Below are 15,379 nucleotides of genomic sequence, written 5' to 3'. Positions count from 1 at the left end.
GAAGCCGCCGCCGGCCCCGCCGCCGAAGCCGCCGGCCGCGCCTCTGCCGGCGAGCCCGGCCGCCGCGCCCGCGGCACTGCCGGCCGTCGAGGTCGGCGCCGCCGCGACGACGAGCTGGTCGCCGGCCTCGAGACCGTCGAGGATCTGCGTCGTCGCGTCCCCGACGATCCCGGTCGTGACGCGGACCTGGGTGCGGTCGTCGCCGTCGGCGACCGTCACCGTGCCGCTCGTGCCGCGCCCGCTGATCGCGGCGCTCGTGACGTTGAGGACGCCCGCGGCCTCCTCGACGACGACGCTGGCGGAGGCGGTCATGCCGGACTTGAGCCCGTCCGCGAGCTGGTCGAGCCGCAGCGTCACGTCGTAGCTGACGACGCTGTTGTTGGTGCTCGGCAGCGTCGCGACCGAGACGACGTGCGCGGCGAGCTGCTCGTCGGGCAGCGCGTTGACGGTCACGGTCGCCGCCTGGCCGCGTCTGACGCTGCCGACGTCGGACTCGCTGAACGGCACGACGAGGTTCATCGCGTCGAGTTCGACCAGCACGAGGAAGGCGCTGGAGCTGCTGTTCGACGCACTTGTCGACGCACCGCCGGTCGCCCCGCCCGCCGCCGCGCCGGAGCCGGTCGACCCGCTCGCGGACGCGCTGCTCGACGACGAGCCGCCGCCGACCTCCTCCCCGGCCACCGCGGAGACGGAGGCGACGGTGCCGGCGATCGGCGCGCGCAGCTTCGTCGCGGCGACCGCCGCCTGCGCCTCCTGCACCGCCTCCTCCAGCTCGTCGATCGAGACGGCGCTGGAGGCGCCGCCGGCCGTGCCCCCGCTCGCGGCTCCGGCGCCGGAGCCGCTGCTGGGCGCGCCGCCCGCGGCGCCGCCGCCGGACGGGGCGGATTGCTGTGGCGTGGTCGTCGTCTGTGGCGTGGTCGTCGTCGGCGCGCTCGGCGTCGGCGTGGTCTGCGGGGTCGTCGTGGCCGGTGCGCTCGGCGTCGTCGTGGCGGGCGCGGGCGTCGTGGTCGTCGGCGCGCTCGGGCTCGTCGTGGTCGGCGCGGGCGTCGTGGTCGTCGTTTCGGGCGTCGTCGTCGCGTCCGGCGTCGTGGTCGTCGCCTCCGGCGTGTCGGCGATCGTCGCGTAGACGGCCGTCGCGGAGCCGCCGTCGTACGCGGCGGTCGTGTTCGAGCCGCTCGCCTGCGCCTCCTCGGCGTCCGCGAGCGCTTCCTCGGCGTCGTCGAGCGCCTCCTGCGCGTCGGTCGGGTCGAGCTGCGCCAGCAGCTGCCCCTGCACGACGTGCTGGCCGGCCTTGACGTAGACCTTCTGCAGCGTGCCGCCGCTCTCGAAGTCGAGGTCGAGCTGCTTCGCCGCCTCGACCGCGCCGCTGCCGGAGACGGTCGCCTGCACGACCCCGCGCGCGACGGTCACGAGCCGTTCGCCGCTGCCGCCCCTGGCGGCGCTGGAGGGGCCGACGACGACGATCACCGCGGCGATCGCGGCGGCGCAGGCGAGGGCGAGGACGATCGGGGTCAGGCGGGAGGCGCGCATCGGCCGAGAAGTGTCGGACGCGCACCCAAGAAGCAGCTAAGAACGAGACGCGGGCCGGCGGACGACGCGGGCGGGTGCCGCGGCCGCCGCCTCAGACCAACAGCTCGAGCACGAGCTGGGGGCCGCCGCCGGGGCGCTGGTAGCGCTCGCCGGTGTCGCGGAAGCCGGCGCGCGTGTAAGCGCGCTGCGCGACCTCGTTGACGTCGTTGACCGTCAGCACGAGGCGGCTCAGCGACGGGTCGAGCTGGCGTGCGAAGCGCGGCAGCAGCTCCAGCGCGCGGCGGCCGACCCCGCGGTGCTGGAACGGCGCGGCGACGAAGAAGGCGCGGATCAGCAGCTCGCCGTGCGGTCGCACGAAGCGGCCGGCGCTGACGCCGCCGTGCAGGACGAGGAAGCCGGCCGGCTCCTCGTCGAGCAGGATCGCGACCGGCCATTGACGCGGGTCGCGCTCGGCCGGCCCGAGCGTGTCGGCCGGCACGCCCGACCAGCTGCGCTGGAACGGGTGCGGGGCGAGCGCGAGCACGCGCTTGCGCAACTGCTCGTCGACCAGGCGCATCGTGACCGTCCCGCCGCCGGCGCCGCCGTCGTCGTCGCGGACCGTTGTGTCGTCGACGAACCCGACCATCGCGCGGATCCTAGCCCGCGCCAGCGGGGGTGGCGGGAGGTTCGGAGGCACGCGCGGGGGCCGCGCCGCCAGCCGGAGCGGCGGGATGCTCGCCGCCGCTCACACCAGCCGCCGCCAGCCGCGCGATCCGCCGCCGGTGCCACGCCGCCGGCGCCAGCAGCGCGGCGTCGAGCTGGGCGCGCTTGTACAGCCAATGGACGTCGGCCTCCCAGGTGAAGCCGATCCCGCCGTGCAGCTGGATCGCCGCCGCCGTCACGTGGCGGCCGGCGTCGGCGGCTGCCGCCTTCGCGATCGACGCCGCGCGCGACAGCGACACGGGCTCGGCGTCGGCCGCCCACGCCGCGAACCACACGGCCGAGCGGGCGCCTTCGGTCTCCAGCAGCATCTGCGCCGCTCTGTGCGAGACCGCCTGGAACGCACCGATCGGCGTGCCGAACTGTCTGCGCTCCTTGACGTAGGCGACCGTCAGCTCCAGCGCCCGCTGCGCCAGCCCCGTCAGCTCGGCCGCGAGCACGACCTCGGCGCGGTCGAGCCCGCCCGCGACGTCGCCCTCCAGCGGTTCGCCGGCGGCAGCGTCGGCGACCGTCACGCGGGCATAGCGACGCGTCGGGTCGATCGTCTCGCGCGGGTCGATCCGCAGCTCGCCGGTGGCAGCGTCGTACAGCCGCGCGGCCGGACCCGCGCCGCCGCCCTCGACGAGCACGATCCAGCGGGCGCTGTCGGCGTCGGGGACCAGCTCGGCGACGCCGTCGCGCGCGAACGCGACGGTGCCCGTCTGCGCGCCGGCGGCGATCCCGTGCAGCAGCCGCGCGCACTGCTCGTCGCTCCCCGCCCCGACGATCAGCTGCGCGGCGAGCGCGTTGGAGAGGAAGCGCGACGGCGTCGCCGCATAGCCCAGCTCCTCCAGCACGATCGCCAGCTCCAGCACGCCGAGGCCGACGCCGCCATGCTCCTCGGGCAGCGCGATCCCCGTCCAACCGAGCCCGACCAGCTCCTCCCACAGCGCCGCGTCGTACGCACCATCGCCCTCGGCGATCGCGCGCACCCGCTCCAGCGACGAGCGCGCCGCCAGCAGCTCTCTCGCGGTCCGCTTGATCTCGCGCTGGTCGTCGGTGAAGTCGAAGTGCACGCGAGGCTCCTAGCGCAGCCGCGGAAGGCCGAGCACGCGCTCGGCGACGATGTTCTTGAGGATCTCGGTCGTGCCGCCCTCGATCGTGTTGCCGCGGGCGCGCAGCAGCTCGAACGACCAGCGCGAGTCGGTCGCCAGCGCCTCCGGCCCGAGCAGCTCGACGGCCAGCTCGGTCGCGCGCTGGTTGGTGTCCGACCACATCCACTTCGTCAGCGAGCCCTCCGGACCGGGCTGGCCGTACTTCATCTGCGCCGTCAGCCCGCGGTAGGCGGTCAGCCGCAGGATCTCGCAGCGCATGTGCAGGTCACCGAGCCGCTCGGCGACAGCGGGATCGTCGAGCAGGCCGCGCGCGACGGCGGCCGCGGTCAGCTCGTCGAGCAGCACCTTCAGCGCGACCTGCAGGCCGAAGGCGAGCCCGGCACGCTCGTTCATCAGCGTCGTCAGCGCGACCGCCCAGCCGTTGCCGACGGCGCCGATCACGTTCTCGTCGGGGATGAAGACCTCTTCGAGGAACAGCTCGTTGAACTCGGCTGCGCCGGTGATCTGGCGCAGCGGGCGGACCGTCACGCCCTGCTCGCGCATGTCCATCAGGAAGTACGTGAGGCCCTTGTGCTTGGCCGCCTCCTGGTCGCTGCGGGCGACGAGCATGCACCAGGTCGCGTGGTGGGCGAAGCTGGTCCAGACCTTCTGGCCGGTGACGCGCCAGCCGCCGTCGACCTTCACCGCGCGCGTCTTCAGCGCCGCGAGGTCGGAGCCGGCGTCGGGCTCGGAGAAGCCCTGGCACCAGATCTCCTCGGCGCTGACGATCCCCGGCAGGAAGCGCTCCTGCTGCTCGGGCGTGCCGTGGACCATCAGCGTCGGACCGCCGAGCAGCAGGCCGAGCACGTTCGCCGGCTGCGGCGCGCGCGCCCGCGCCAGCTCCTCGTTGAAGATCGCCGACTCGACCAGCGTCGCGCCGCGACCGCCGAACTCCGGCGGCCAGTGGACGGCCGCCCAGCCGCCCTCCGCGAGCGCTCTCTGCCAGCCGACGCGCCACGCGAACGACTCCTCCTCCCCCGCCGGGTCGGCGCCCGGATGGTGGGCGGCGATCCAGCCCCGCAGCTCGTCGCGGAAGGCCAGCTCGTCCGGCGCGAAGGTCAGGTCCATGGCCGGCGGTTACCCCGGCTACCGCCCGGCGAACCTCGCGGCCCGGCGCTCGACGAACGAGTGCAGCCCCTCGGCGCCGTCGGCGCTGTTCATCAGCGGGATCGCGTCGAGCTGGAGGCGCGTCGCGGCCTCGCGCTCGTTCCGCGGGATCGCGGCCTGCGCGGAGGCGAGCGTCGCGCGCACGCCGAGCGGCGCGGCGACGGTCGCGATCCGCTCCGCCAGCGCGATCGCGCGCTCGACCTGCTGCCCCGGCTCGACGACCTCCTGCACGAGCCCGATCCGGTACGCCTCGGCGGCGTCGAACTCGTCGCCGGTCAACAGCCAGCGCATCGCGTTGCCCCAGCCGGCCTCGCGCGGCATCCGGATCGTCGCGCCGCCGAAGGGGTAGATCCCGCGCTGCACCTCCAGCTGCGTGAAGCGCGTGTTCGAAGCGGCGATGCGGATGTCGGAGGCGAGCAGCAGCTCGATCCCGAGCGTGATGCACCAGCCCTGCACGGCCGTCACGAGCGGCGTCGTGTACGTCTCGCCGTCGAGCCGCCACGGCTGACGACCGCCCTCCGGAACCGACAGCTCGCCGTTCTTCTGCATCTCCGGCGCGACGTCGCCGAGGTCGAGCCCGGCGGTGAAGTGGTCGCCGTGCGCGAACAGGACCCCGGCCCACAGCTCGTCGTCGGCCTCCAGCTCACCGATCGCCAGCGCCAGCTGGTTGAGCATCTCGAGCGTGAAGGCGTTGCGCTTCTGCGGCCGGTTCAGGCCGATCAGGAAGACGTGCCCGCGCCGCTCGGTGGTGATCAGGGTCTCGCTCATCCGTGCCTCCTCGGTGGCAGTAGGACGGCCATCCTATTGCTACCGTCCTCGCCCATGAGCAGCTTGACCCCGGCCCGCGGCTTCGACGACGCGACCGCCGTGACGGCCCTCGGCGACGGCCGCTTCGCCGCCGACGTCGACCTCGGCTGGGCCGCCCCGACCGCCGCCAACGGCGGCTACCTCGCCGCGATCGTCGTGCGGGCGATCGCCGCCCACGCCGACCCGGCCGGCGAGCGGCGGCTGCGCTCGCTGACGCTCCACTACCTGCGCCCGGCCGGCGCCGGGCCGCTGGAGCTGACCGTCGAGCTGCTGCGCAGCGGCCGCCGGATCGCGAACGCGCGCGTGACCGCGACGCAGGGCGGCAAGGAGGTCCTGACGGCGCTCGCCGCGCTCGCGATACCGGACCTTCCCGCCGCCGGCACGTGGCTGCCGGCGCCGCCCGCGGTCGCGCCGGCGCCGCCGCGCGAGGCGCCGCGGCTGGCGCCCGACAAGTGGCGCCGTGAGGACGACGCCCACTGGCTGCAGATCTTCGACGGCGCGCCCGCGATCTCCCATCGCGTCCAGCTCGCGCCGCGCTTCGGCGGGATCCCCTTCAGCGGCCGCGCGCCGAAGCCGGGCGAGTCGCCGGAGGCCGGCGGCTGGATCACGCTGCCGGAGCCGCACGCCGTCGACGCCGCCTACGTCGCCCTCTGCGCCGACGTCTGGTGGCCGCCCGGCTTCGAGCCGCTCGACCGCCCTGCCGTGGCGCCGACGATCGACCTGACGATCCACTTCCGCGCCGACCTGCCGCCGCAGGGCCTGCCCGACCAGGCGGTGCTCGGTTGGTTCCGCAGCTCGGCTGCCAGCTCCGGGCTGATCGAGGAGGACGGCCTGCTGTTCCTCGGCGACGGCACGCTGCTGGCCCACTCGCGCCAGCTGGCGGTCTTCACGCCGATCGAGCCGGTCGAGTAGCCGCGCCGCGCGCGGGGTACCGCTCCTGACATGCCCCGCTCGATCTGGAACGGCTGCCTCGCCGTCGGCGAGCTGCGCGTGCCGGTGAAGCTGTTCGGCGCCGTGCAGGATCGGTCCGTCCACTTCCACGAGGTGCATGCGAAGGACGGCGCGCGGCTGGAGCACCGGCGCGTCGACCCCGGCACCGGCAGAGTCGTGCCATACGAGCGGATCGTCAGAGGGTTCGAGGTCGGCGACGGCGAGTACGTCGTGCTCAGCGACGACGAGCTGCGCGGCGTCGACGGCAGCCACGGCAAGCTCGCCGAGATCGAGCAGTTCGTGCCCGTCGAGCAGGTCGACCCGGTCTTCTACGACATGCCCTATTACCTGGGGCCGCGCGACGGCTCCGACGACGGCTACCGGCTGCTGCACGCGGCGCTCGGCAAGAGCGGCCGCGTCGGGATCGGACGGATCGTGCTGCGCACGCGCGAGCGGCTCGTCGCGCTGCGGCCGCTGGACGACGGCGTGCTCGGGCTCGCGACGATGCGCTTCCCCGACGAGGTCGTCGATCCCGAGTCGTTCGACCGGCCGGGAAGAGTGAGAGCGCCGTCGTCGAGAGAGAGCGAGATGGCGGCGACGCTGGTCGAGCGCCTGACGGTCAGATTCGACGCGAGCGACTTCGACGACGACCACCGCGCCGCGCTGCTGGAGCTGATCGAGCGCAAGGCCGAGGGCGAGGCGATCGAGCCGCCCGAGCGCGAGCCGGCCGAGGCGCCCGACGACCTCTCCGCGGCACTGGAGGCGACGCTCGCGGCGGTCTCGAGACGCAGAAGACGGACGCGCGGGGAGCACGCGAGCGGCGGCGGCAGCAGACGCGCGCGCGGCGGGCACGCGCCGAGACGCGCGAGCGCGAGAGCCGGCGCGAAAGACGCCAGAGCCAGAGGCGCGAGAGGCGCCAGAGCCAGAAGCGCGAGACGCAGACCCGCGAGAGCGAGAAGATCCTGATGGCGCGCCCGCTCTGGAGCGGCTCGCTCTCCTTCGGCCTCGTCAACGTGCCGGTCGAGCTGCACAGCGCCGTGCGCGACCGTCAGCTCCACTTCACGCAGCTGAACGAGAGAACGGGCAGCCCGATCGAGGTCCACCGCTTCTGCACCAAGGAGGACAGAGAGGTCGAGTGGGAGGACGTCGCGCACGGCTACGAGCTGGACGACGGGCGCGAGGTCGTGCTGACCGATGACGAGCTGGAGGCGGCCGCACCGCGCCGCACGCGCACGATCGACGTCGAGCAGTTCTCCGCGCTCGAGCAGATCGATCCCGCGCTGCTCGACCATCCCTACGTGCTGCTGCCGGCACGCGGCGGCTCGGAGGGCACGACGCGCGCCTACCTGCTGCTGCACGGCGTGATGGCCGACGGCGAGAAGGTCGCGATCGGCCGCTTCGTGCTGCGCTCGAAGCAGTACCTCGCCGCGATCCGCGCCGACGGCCCGCTGCTGGTGCTCTCGACGATGCGCTTCCACGACGAGCTGCGCAGCGCCGACGGCGTCGGCGCCCCCAGCGGCGCGACCGCCAGACCGAAGCCGAGAGCGCTCAGAGAGGCGGTCAGACTGATCGAGTCGATGAGCGGGGACTTCGAGCCGGCGAGATGGAGAGACCGCCATCGCGCGCGCCTCAGAAGAACGATCGAGCGCAAGGCGAGCGGCGAGAAGATCGCCGCCCCCAGACGGGACGCGCCGAGCGAGAGAGCGTCGCGCGACCTGATGGAGGCGCTCGAAGCCTCGATCGCGAAGCTGGCCGCCTAGGCCGCTTCGGGATCTTCGTCCTGCTCGGGGTCGACCTCGGCGACGGCGTCGGTCAGCACTCTGCGCACCGGCACGCGCGCGGAGATCGCGTCGCGCCGGCGGCGCACGGCGCCGGCGGCGTCGCCGATCACCGAGCGTTCGGCCGCCGACATCGACGGCCAGCGCTCGCGCAGCTCCGAGAGGATGTCGTCGGCACGGTCGAGCGCGTCGCGCGCGGCCTGCGGCATCTCGTCCTCGAGCGCCGTCTCGGCCGCGCTGACCTCGACGCCGGCGTCCGCGGTCAGCTTCAGCAACTGGTCCATCGGCCGCAGGCTATCGCGCGCGGCGCACGACGCCCTACGCCAGCGCCGGCAAGCCGAATTCCGTGCGGAACTCGTTCGTGTCGTGCAGGCGCGGGAACGGGTGGCTCGGCACCGCGACGCCGAGCATCCGCGCCAGCGGCTCCCAGCCGTCGCCGATGTTCCAGACCGTCAGCCGCTCCGCCGGGATCGTCGCGCGGATCTCCTCTATCCGCGCGTCGTACATCGTCCGCACCCACTCGCGATCCTCGAAGCGGCCCTGGAAGTCGCCCTCCCAGATCAGTCTCTCGATCACGCCCCACAGCTCCGGCGCCGGCTGCTCGCGGTTGGCGTCCTGCGCCAGCTCGCCCGCGCGGGCGGCCAGCTTCACCGCCAATATCGTGTTCTCGACGCTTCTGTACCAGCCGTCGAAGTCGCGCACGTTGAGCAGCACCGGCACGTCCGGGAAGGCGGCGGTGACCTCGCGCCACTTCGACGCCGCCGGCCAGTCGACGGTCGCCTCCCAGCCGTCGAAGACCTCGTGCCAGTCGACCGGCGAGCCGTCGGCGATCTGGACCCAGTAGGGCAGGTCGCGCGCCTTTCTCTCGCCCATGATCAGGTCGATCATGTGGAAGCAGGGGCCGGCGCCGAGATCGGTCAGCGCTTGCTTGAGCGACATCGTCCCAGTGCGGCCGAAACCGACTCCGATCACCTTCATGAGCTGTCCTCCGGGGGGCAGGGGCGGGCAGAGACCGGACGCCAGCCTATTCGCAGCTCCGCAAAGCGGTGCGAAGGTTGGCGCGCCGCGGTCACTAGACTCGCCCCGCGATGAGCACCGACCACTTCGCCGACCGTCTGATCGCCCGCATCGAGCAGACCCGCAGCCTGCTCGTCGTCGGGCTCGACCCCGAGCTTGGCCAGCTGCCGCCGGAGCTGCTCGACGGCGTCGACGACCTCGCCGGCGCGGCCGCCGCCGCCGCCCGCTTCTGCCGCGCGGTGATCGACGGCGTCGCCGACGTGGCACCCGCGGTCAAGCCGCAGTCGGCCTTCTTCGAGGCGTTCGGCGCCGCCGGCCTGCACGCGCTGGAGGAGGTCACCGCGCACGCCCGCGCTGCCGGCCTGCTGGTGATCGAGGACGCCAAGCGCGGCGACATCGGCTCGACGATGGCCGCCTACGCCGCCGCCGCGCTCGGGCGGATGCGGATCGGCGAGCGCGAGCTGCCGGTGCACGACTCCGACGCCGTCACGCTCAGTCCCTACCTCGGCCCGGAGTCGCTGGCGCCGATGCTCGGCGTCGCCGACGCGCACGGCAAGGGCGTCTTCGTGCTGGTGCGCACCTCCAACCCCGGCTCCGCGCGCGTGCAGGGGTTGCAGACGCCTGACGGCGCGGTCTTCGAGCACGTCGCGCGGATGGTCGCCGAGCTGGGCGAGCCGCGCCGCGGCGAGCACGGCTACGCGAACGTCGGCGCCGTCGCCGGGCTCACCTACCCCGACGACGCGCGCGTCCTGCGCGCGCTGATGCCGCACGCCTTCCTGCTGGTCCCCGGCCTCGGGCCGCAGGGCGGCGCGCCGGAGGACTTCCCGCTGTTCGTCAACGCGGACGGGCTCGGCGCCGTGCCGGCCGCCTCGCGCGCGGTCGCTGGCGGCTGGAGATCGCATGGCGATGCCGGCGGCGCCTTCCCGACGGTCGACGGGCGCGTGCGCGCAGGCGCCAATGCCGCCGCGCGCGAGCTGACGGCGTCGCTGCGCGGCCCGCTCGCGCGCGCCGATCGCTGGCGCTGGTAGCGCGCTCCGCTGCCGCGCCGGGCGCGGGTGCGGCGCCCCGCGCTCCTACAGCTCCAGCTCGGGCTTCAGCCGCGCGATCGTCCAGACCCGCTGGCGCGTGACCGTCACGGTCGTAAGCGTCAGCGCGACGATCAGGAAGCCGACGAGCACCGCCACGTCGCGCAGCAGGTGGGCGCTCTCGCCGCCGGAGATCGTCACGCGGAAGGCGTCGATCAGGTAGGTCATCGGCAGCAGCGGGTGGATCGCCTGCAGCACGCCCGGGGCGGTCTCGATCGGGTAGATGCCGCCGGCGGCCGCGAGCTGCAGCACGAGCAGCACGAGCGAGAGCGCATCGCCGACGGCGCCGAAGGCGAGCCGCAGGCAGTGGTCGATCGCGGTGAAGGTCGCGACGGCGAGCAGCATCAGCCCGATCGTCAACAGCGGCTCCAACGGGTCGAGCCCCAGCCCGACGTCGACGACGGCGTAGAGGATCAGCGCCGCGACCATCCCCAGCCCCGCCGCCGGGAACCACGCGCCGGTCGCCACGACCCACGCTGGCAGACGGCTGCTGGCGAGCGCCTCGCCCGCGACCGGCCGCAGCATCAGGTAGGCGATCAGGCCGAAGACCCACAGCGCGATCGAGAGGAAGAACGGCGCCAGGCCGCGTCCGTAGACGTAGGCCGGGTTGGCGTTCGACGACGACAGCTCGACCGGGTTGGCGAGCACGTCGGCCTGCTCGGCGCGGTCGTCGGCCGCCAGCGCCGGCACTCTCTCCTGCGCGTTGGCGAGCCCGTCGGCCAGTCTGCGCGAGCCCTCCCGCAGCTGCTGCGCGCCGGGCGCGATTCTCTCCGCTCCGGCCGCCGCGGTGTCGAGGCCGCCGTCCAGCTCGGCGGCGCCGTCGGCGACCTCGGCGGCGCCACGCGCCAGTCTGTCGACGTCGTCGCGGCCCTGCTGCACCTGCGCCTTCAGCCCGTCGGTGCGTCCGGCCGCGCCCTGCGCCTGCTGCGCGAGCGTGTCGAGTCTGCCGGCGGCCTCGCCGGTGTCGGTCGCGACCTGGCCGCTCTGCTGGGCGGCCTGGGCGGCGAGCCGCTGCAGCTCCTCGAAGGCCGGATCGTCGGCGACGTCGGGGACGGCCTGCGCGAGCGCGCCGACCTGGTCCTCGATTCTCGCGCTCAAGTCGGCAGCGCCCTGCGTGCCGGCGGCGAGCTGTCTGGCGACGTCGGCGGCGTCACCGGCGACGGTCGCGACGCCGTCGAGCCGGTCGAGCCCCTGGTTGACGGCGCCGGCCGCGGTGTCGACGACGCCGGCCAGCTCCTGCGTGCCGTCGCGCAGCTGCGCGCTGCCCGTTCTCAATCTGCCCGCGCCCGTGCTGAGCTCATCGAGGCCGCTGGAGAGTCTGTTGCCGCCCATCTGCAGCTCGCGTGCGCCGCGTGCGAGCTGGCGCGCGCCGTCGGCGCCCTCGCCGAGGCCTCTGCGGACCTGCGTGAAGCCGCCGAGCGCGACCTCGGCGTAGGTCGCGTAGGCGGCCGCGTTGACCTGGTTCTGGATCTCCGCCTCGACCGTCTTGGCGATGATCGACATGATGTAGCCGTTGGCGTCGTCGAGCCGGATCAGCAGTCTCGCGCGCTCCGGCGAGCCGGTCGCCGGGCTCGACAGCTTGCTGCTGAAGTCTCTCGGCACGCGGATGATCATCAGGTAGCGGCCCTCGGTCAGGCCGTCCTCGGCGTCGGCGGCGTCGGTGTAGCGCCAGCCCAGCTCTCTGCCCGCTCTCAGCTGTCTGACGAACTCGGCGCCGGCGTCGACCTCTCTGCCGTCGACGGTGACCGGCTCGTCCTCGTTGACGACCGCGACCGGGATCTGGTCGGCCTTGCCGTATGGATCCCAGTTCGACCACAGGTAGAGCGAGCCGTACAGCGTCGGCACGACGAGCAGGAAGGCGAGACCGGCGAGCGGCAGACGGCCGCGGAAGCGACGCAGCTCGGCGAGCGCGAGGCGGAAGGGCGCGCCCAGCATCTACGGCGCACCCGGGCCGCTCGGGTGTCTGAGCGTCACGACGACGTCGGCGATCCCGGTCGCGGCGGTCGCGTCGGCGGTGCTCGCGAGCACGGTCGTGCCGCGGTCGGCGAGGCCGCGCAGCACCTGCCAGATGCCGGCCTCGGTGAGCGTGTTGGTGCCCTGGTCGACGTCGTCGGCGACGGTCGCGGGCGGCCCCTCGAACCACGCCAGCGCGACCGCCAGCCGCGTCCGCTGGGCCGGGTGGAGATCCTCGATGCGCTCGTCGCCACGTGCGGTGATCCCGCACAGGTCGAGCGTCGCGGCCGCCTCACGCGCGTCGATCCGGTGGCCGCGCAGCACCTCCTGCAGGTCGACCGCCTCCTGCACCGTCCAGCGATCCTGCAGCTCGACCGCGCCGGTCGCGCGCGCGACGGTCACGAGCCGGCGGACGGCCTTCGCTTCCTGGGGCAGCCGGCGGCCGCCGACCTCGGCGCTGCCGTGCGTCGGGCGCATGCGGCCGGCGAGCGTCAGCAGCAGCGACGTGCGGCCGCTGCCGCCGGGCCCGGCGATCGCGACGAGCTGGCCGGGCGCCGCCTCCAGCTCGACGCCGGCGAAGACCGCCCCGCGCGCGCCGTCGACGCCGAGCTGTTGCACCACGATCGGGACCCCCGCGTGCGCCATGTCAGCGAACATACCCGCGTCGTCGGCCGGCCGCACCCGTGTACGCTCCGCCAAGATCCGGTTCGATGGCGACGCTCGTGACAGACCTGCGGGACCTGCCGGCGTTCGACTACACCGACGCCGAGCTGCACGGCCCGCGCTTCCACGCGACGATGGCCGCGCTGCGCGGCCGCGGCTGGATCGCCTCGACGCCGCTCGGCTACGTCGTGCTGGAGCGCGAGGCGGCCAGCTTCTTCCTGCGCACCCGCAGCGCCGAGTTCCCGGGCATGAAGATCGCCGAGCTGTTCGCGATCGAGGAGGGGCCGCTGCTGGAGGAGATGCGGCGCAACATCCTGCACCTGAACGGAGATCAGCACAGACGGCTGCGCGGGCTCGTCAGCCCCGCCTTCACGCCGCGCGCGGTCGAGCGCTGGCGGCCGGCGATGCGGTCGTTCCTCGCGTCGCTGTGGGACGACGTGCGCGAGGCCGGCCGCTGCGAGCTGGTCACCGCCTTCGCGAAGCCGTATCCGTCGCTGACGATCGCCACCGTGATGGGCGCGTCGCTGGCGGACGCCCCGCGCCTGCACGAGTGGTCGAACTGGATTCAGCGCCAGTTCGACCCGCCGGTGCTGATGAGCGAGCGGCCGCGGATCGAGCGCGCCGTCGAGGAGTTCTACGCCTACGCTGGCGAGCTGCTGGAGCGGCGCCGCCGCACGCCCGGCGACGACCTCATCTCGCAGCTGATCGCCGCCGAGTCGGAAGGCGACCGGCTCTCCGACGTCGAGCTGGTCAACCTCGTGCTCAACGTGCTGATCGGCGGCGTCGACACGACGCAGTCGCAGCTGGCGCACGCGCTGCGGCTGCTGGCCGGTGAGCCGTCGCAGTGGGCGGCGCTGCGCGCCGACCCGGCGGGGCTGGCGGGGGCGGCGGTCGAGGAGGCGCTGCGGTTCGAGCCGATCACGCCGTTCACCGCGCGGATCCTCGTCGAGCAGGTCGAGTATCGCGACGTGACCTTCCCGAAGGACACGATCGTGCTCGTGTCGTCGTTCAGCGCCAATCGCGACGGGATCGCGAACGGGGAGCGGTTCGACATCACGCGGGGTGCGGGCGCGGGCGGCGCGGCGGGCGCGAGCGGCACGGGCACGGGCGCGAGCGGCACGGGCGCGAGCGGCACGGGCGCGAGCGGCGCGCCGCCGAGACTGCTCACGTTCGGCGCCGGCGTCCACTACTGCCTCGGCGCGAACCTCGCCAGAGCGGAGCTGCAGGAGGCGCTCGCCTTCCTCGCCGCGCGGATCGAGACGCTGGAGCTGGACGGCGAGCCGGTCTACGAGGGCGTCCAGGGCGTCTACGGGCTGGCGTCGCTGCCGCTGCGCTTCTCCGTCGCGCCGCAGGAGTAGGCTGGCCGCCGATGAGATCGCCTGCTGCCGTCGCCGCCGTCCTCGTGCTCGCGCTGCTCCCCGCGAGCGCGGAGGCAAAGCTCGTCATGTTCAGCGCGCCGTCGCACAACATCGGCTGCGCGATGGACACCGGCTTCGCCCGCTGCGACGTCGCAAGACGCACCTGGAGAACGCCGGCGAAGCCGAGAGGGTGCATGCTCGACTGGGGCAACGGCTTCTTCGTCGAACGGCGCGGCCGCGGTCGCGTCGTCTGCGCCGGTGACACGACGCTCAACCCCAGAGGCGCGGTGCTCGCCTACGGCAAGTCCCGCACCGTCGGCAGCTTCACCTGCACGAGCCGCAGAGCCGGCATGACCTGCAGCCACAGCGGCAGCGGCCACGGCTTCACCGTCTCACGCAGCTCGTACAGAGTCTTCTGAGCGCGGCGCCCCGGCGGCATCCGCGGCAGCGTCGGCGCGCATCGCCACGCCGGCGCGCTCGCTCGGCCACACGCGCCCCACGTCAGCCGGGTCGTTGAGACCGAGCATCACGGCGGTGATCCGGACCGCGAGCGGATCATCGCGCCAGCTCGGATTCTCGGCGTCGGCCTTGCGCGTCGCGGCCTCCGCCTCACGGCGCACGACCGCGAGATGCTCGTCGCTGTACGCGGTCAGCATGCCGCTGACCGCGAGCACCATCGCGTCGTCATGAGTTATCGGCGTGCGCGGCCCCAAGTGGGCGTCTTCGATGCAACGTCCGGTCATGACTCTCATCCTTCCATCCGCGTCAACACCAAGGGACTGGTTTTCATCCGCTCGCTCACGAAAGCGATCAGCGGTTCGACGGTTCGGCGCGCCGGATCGGGCTGCACCGCCCAGCCGAGTGCCTCGCGTCGTTGCAGCTCTGCGCCTGCGAAGTGAGTCGCCTGGCTGCCCAGCGAAACGAGAGCCACCTGCAGCAGCGGAAACGTCGTGCGCGTGTTGCCGTCCGGGAAAGGATGGATGCGCAGCACCTCCGCGTAGAGCGTCACGGCCGTCGTGATCGCGTCAGCGGCGTGACGCCGCGCAGGCTCGCACCGTCTCAGCTCGGCGTCGTAGGCGGCGAAGGCCGCGTTGAGCGCCGGACGCACCTCCTCGACCGGCAGTCCGACCATCAGCTGCCGCTGCCGCACGCCGTCTTCGCGCCACAGCGCGCCGTACGTGACGTCGTCGTCGCGGAATCTGCCGGCCCGCTCCGGGAAGGTCGTGCGGAAGATTCCGAGATGCATCCGCTCGAGATGCTCCGGCGTCAGTCTGATCGGCCGCTGCTCCGCGATCCGAGCGCCGCCGGCGCTCGCCGCA

The 15,379-nt window shown here is 73.8% G+C and carries 17 protein-coding genes; 6 read left to right on the top strand and 11 right to left on the bottom strand.

Annotated elements, in window-relative coordinates:
• The 5 genes from R7226_RS20875 to R7226_RS20855 form a co-directional block, all read right to left on the bottom strand.
• The coding region (locus R7226_RS20875; protein WP_318599244.1) for an efflux RND transporter periplasmic adaptor subunit at positions 1–1,530 on the bottom strand (1,530 nt) is incomplete at its 3' end.
• A 91-nt stretch (positions 1,531–1,621) separates the two neighbouring features.
• Entirely contained in the window at positions 1,622–2,155 is a 534-nt protein-coding gene (locus R7226_RS20870; RefSeq protein WP_318599243.1) for a GNAT family N-acetyltransferase, read from the bottom strand.
• A 10-nt stretch (positions 2,156–2,165) separates the two neighbouring features.
• Positions 2,166–3,284, bottom strand: coding sequence for an acyl-CoA dehydrogenase family protein (locus tag R7226_RS20865; protein ID WP_318599242.1), 1,119 nt, complete (start codon positions 3,282–3,284; stop codon positions 2,166–2,168).
• Between the two features lie 9 nt (positions 3,285–3,293).
• Positions 3,294–4,430, bottom strand: coding sequence for an acyl-CoA dehydrogenase family protein (locus R7226_RS20860; protein ID WP_318599241.1), 1,137 nt, complete (start codon positions 4,428–4,430; stop codon positions 3,294–3,296).
• Between the two features lie 18 nt (positions 4,431–4,448).
• On the bottom strand, positions 4,449–5,237 hold the full coding sequence (locus R7226_RS20855) for a crotonase/enoyl-CoA hydratase family protein (RefSeq protein ID WP_318599240.1): 789 nt from the start codon (positions 5,235–5,237) through the stop codon (positions 4,449–4,451).
• 54 nt (positions 5,238–5,291) lie between these two features.
• Here R7226_RS20855 and R7226_RS20850 point away from each other — a divergent pair, with 54 nt between their 5' ends.
• From R7226_RS20850 to ku (R7226_RS20840), 3 genes are read left to right on the top strand one after another with little or no spacing between them, the layout of a single operon-like run.
• Complete coding sequence (locus R7226_RS20850) at positions 5,292–6,188, top strand: acyl-CoA thioesterase (RefSeq protein ID WP_318599239.1); 897 nt, start codon at positions 5,292–5,294, stop codon at positions 6,186–6,188.
• A gap of 30 nt (positions 6,189–6,218) precedes the next feature.
• Positions 6,219–7,172, top strand: coding sequence for a non-homologous end joining protein Ku (gene ku / locus R7226_RS20845; protein WP_318599238.1), 954 nt, complete (start codon positions 6,219–6,221; stop codon positions 7,170–7,172).
• Complete coding sequence (gene ku / locus R7226_RS20840) at positions 7,172–7,966, top strand: non-homologous end joining protein Ku (protein WP_318599237.1); 795 nt, start codon at positions 7,172–7,174, stop codon at positions 7,964–7,966. Before ku (R7226_RS20845) ends, ku (R7226_RS20840) begins: the two co-directional genes overlap by 1 nt.
• Here the strand turns inward: ku (R7226_RS20840) and R7226_RS20835 are convergent.
• The gene (locus tag R7226_RS20835; protein WP_318599236.1) at positions 7,963–8,268 is read right to left on the bottom strand and encodes a hypothetical protein; all 306 of its coding nucleotides are present in this window, start codon (positions 8,266–8,268) and stop codon (positions 7,963–7,965) included. The genes ku (R7226_RS20840) and R7226_RS20835 overlap by 4 nt on opposite strands.
• Before the next feature lie 34 nt (positions 8,269–8,302).
• Complete coding sequence (locus R7226_RS20830) at positions 8,303–8,962, bottom strand: sulfotransferase family protein (RefSeq protein ID WP_318599235.1); 660 nt, start codon at positions 8,960–8,962, stop codon at positions 8,303–8,305.
• A gap of 110 nt (positions 8,963–9,072) precedes the next feature.
• Here R7226_RS20830 and pyrF point away from each other — a divergent pair, with 110 nt between their 5' ends.
• A complete protein-coding gene (gene pyrF / locus R7226_RS20825) occupies positions 9,073–10,029 on the top strand; it encodes an orotidine-5'-phosphate decarboxylase (protein ID WP_318599234.1) in 957 nt (318 codons plus the stop codon).
• Between the two features lie 45 nt (positions 10,030–10,074).
• On the opposite strand, the gene R7226_RS20820 is transcribed toward pyrF, so the two are convergent.
• Both R7226_RS20820 and R7226_RS20815 read right to left on the bottom strand, forming a co-directional pair.
• Positions 10,075–12,021: a YhgE/Pip domain-containing protein gene (locus R7226_RS20820; protein ID WP_318599233.1), complete on the bottom strand. Its 1,947-nt coding sequence runs from the start codon at positions 12,019–12,021 to the stop codon at positions 10,075–10,077.
• On the bottom strand, positions 12,022–12,684 hold the full coding sequence (locus tag R7226_RS20815; RefSeq protein ID WP_318599232.1) for an ABC transporter ATP-binding protein: 663 nt from the start codon (positions 12,682–12,684) through the stop codon (positions 12,022–12,024). It lies immediately after the preceding gene.
• A gap of 65 nt (positions 12,685–12,749) precedes the next feature.
• Here R7226_RS20815 and R7226_RS20810 point away from each other — a divergent pair, with 65 nt between their 5' ends.
• Positions 12,750–14,060, top strand: coding sequence for a cytochrome P450 (locus tag R7226_RS20810; RefSeq protein WP_318599231.1), 1,311 nt, complete (start codon positions 12,750–12,752; stop codon positions 14,058–14,060).
• Positions 14,061–14,071: 11 nt separating this feature from the next.
• Positions 14,072–14,479, top strand: coding sequence for a DUF6636 domain-containing protein (locus tag R7226_RS20805; protein WP_318599230.1), 408 nt, complete (start codon positions 14,072–14,074; stop codon positions 14,477–14,479).
• Here the strand turns inward: R7226_RS20805 and R7226_RS20800 are convergent.
• Entirely contained in the window at positions 14,453–14,803 is a 351-nt protein-coding gene (locus R7226_RS20800) for a hypothetical protein (RefSeq protein ID WP_318599229.1), read from the bottom strand. The genes R7226_RS20805 and R7226_RS20800 overlap by 27 nt on opposite strands.
• Positions 14,804–14,808: 5 nt before the next feature.
• Complete coding sequence (locus R7226_RS20795) at positions 14,809–15,330, bottom strand: Fic family protein (RefSeq protein WP_318599246.1); 522 nt, start codon at positions 15,328–15,330, stop codon at positions 14,809–14,811.
• Positions 15,331–15,379: the final 49 nt, after the last annotated feature.

Source organism: Conexibacter stalactiti (assembly GCF_033542075.1).
GTDB classification, from domain to species: domain Bacteria; phylum Actinomycetota; class Thermoleophilia; order Solirubrobacterales; family Solirubrobacteraceae; genus Conexibacter; species Conexibacter stalactiti.
The sequence above is the reverse complement of the archived record's forward strand: the minus strand, read 5'-3'. Positions and strand labels throughout refer to the sequence as shown.

What these genes read in the sequence shown, in the direction of transcription:
- R7226_RS20870 (WP_318599243.1), bottom strand. Translation starts at nt 2,155, where the DNA reads ATGGTCGGGTTCGTCGACGACACAACGGTCCGCGACGACGACGGCGGC.
- R7226_RS20860 (WP_318599241.1), bottom strand. Translation starts at nt 4,430, where the DNA reads ATGGACCTGACCTTCGCGCCGGACGAGCTGGCCTTCCGCGACGAGCTG.
- R7226_RS20855 (WP_318599240.1), bottom strand. Translation starts at nt 5,237, where the DNA reads ATGAGCGAGACCCTGATCACCACCGAGCGGCGCGGGCACGTCTTCCTG.
- R7226_RS20850 (WP_318599239.1), top strand. Translation starts at nt 5,292, where the DNA reads ATGAGCAGCTTGACCCCGGCCCGCGGCTTCGACGACGCGACCGCCGTG.
- ku (WP_318599238.1), top strand. Translation starts at nt 6,219, where the DNA reads ATGCCCCGCTCGATCTGGAACGGCTGCCTCGCCGTCGGCGAGCTGCGC.
- ku (WP_318599237.1), top strand. Translation starts at nt 7,172, where the DNA reads ATGGCGCGCCCGCTCTGGAGCGGCTCGCTCTCCTTCGGCCTCGTCAAC.
- R7226_RS20835 (WP_318599236.1), bottom strand. Translation starts at nt 8,268, where the DNA reads ATGGACCAGTTGCTGAAGCTGACCGCGGACGCCGGCGTCGAGGTCAGC.
- R7226_RS20830 (WP_318599235.1), bottom strand. Translation starts at nt 8,962, where the DNA reads ATGAAGGTGATCGGAGTCGGTTTCGGCCGCACTGGGACGATGTCGCTC.
- pyrF (WP_318599234.1), top strand. Translation starts at nt 9,073, where the DNA reads ATGAGCACCGACCACTTCGCCGACCGTCTGATCGCCCGCATCGAGCAG.
- R7226_RS20820 (WP_318599233.1), bottom strand. Translation starts at nt 12,021, where the DNA reads ATGCTGGGCGCGCCCTTCCGCCTCGCGCTCGCCGAGCTGCGTCGCTTC.
- R7226_RS20815 (WP_318599232.1), bottom strand. Translation starts at nt 12,684, where the DNA reads ATGGCGCACGCGGGGGTCCCGATCGTGGTGCAACAGCTCGGCGTCGAC.
- R7226_RS20810 (WP_318599231.1), top strand. Translation starts at nt 12,750, where the DNA reads ATGGCGACGCTCGTGACAGACCTGCGGGACCTGCCGGCGTTCGACTAC.
- R7226_RS20805 (WP_318599230.1), top strand. Translation starts at nt 14,072, where the DNA reads ATGAGATCGCCTGCTGCCGTCGCCGCCGTCCTCGTGCTCGCGCTGCTC.
- R7226_RS20800 (WP_318599229.1), bottom strand. Translation starts at nt 14,803, where the DNA reads ATGACCGGACGTTGCATCGAAGACGCCCACTTGGGGCCGCGCACGCCG.